The organism is Streptomyces sp. SID13726 (assembly GCF_010548375.1).
In the GTDB taxonomy this organism is placed as follows: Bacteria; Actinomycetota; Actinomycetes; order Streptomycetales; family Streptomycetaceae; genus Streptomyces.
On the sequence record NZ_JAAGLY010000733.1, the window covers coordinates 1 to 401 of the forward strand.

1 protein-coding gene is annotated in these 401 nt (G+C 72.6%); it reads right to left on the reverse strand.

The features are described from left to right. Positions 1–5: 5 nt before the first annotated feature. The coding region (locus G3I78_RS50010) for a SpoIIE family protein phosphatase (protein WP_164437322.1) at positions 6–401 on the reverse strand (396 nt) is incomplete at its 5' end.

A 401-nucleotide genomic window follows, 5' to 3' on the forward strand; every position in this document is an offset into this window, starting at 1 on the left:
AGGAATCAGTCAAAACGGGCAGCAAGCAGGACGATGTCCTCCACTTCGTCCTCCGGGGCGGCCATGGTGGCGGACGCGGCGGAAGCCGCCGCCGCGGGGGCGGAACCGGCGGGGGCGACCGCAGGATCGTCCGCGGGCAGCACCGTCCGCAGGATGTGGTCGCAGATGGCCGCCGGATCGTCCCGGATGGCCCGGGGGACCCCCGCGGCGGCCGCGTGCAGCCGTGCGTAGGCCCGGTCCATGGAGTCTCCGGTCCGCCGCAGCAGCCCGTCGGTGTACAGCAGCACCGTTTCTCCACGCGCGGGTTCGATCTCCACGCTCGGCGCCTCCCAGCACGACAGCATCCCGAGCGGCGCCGAGAGCGTGGTCTCCACGTACTCCGTGCGGTGCTCGCCGATGAG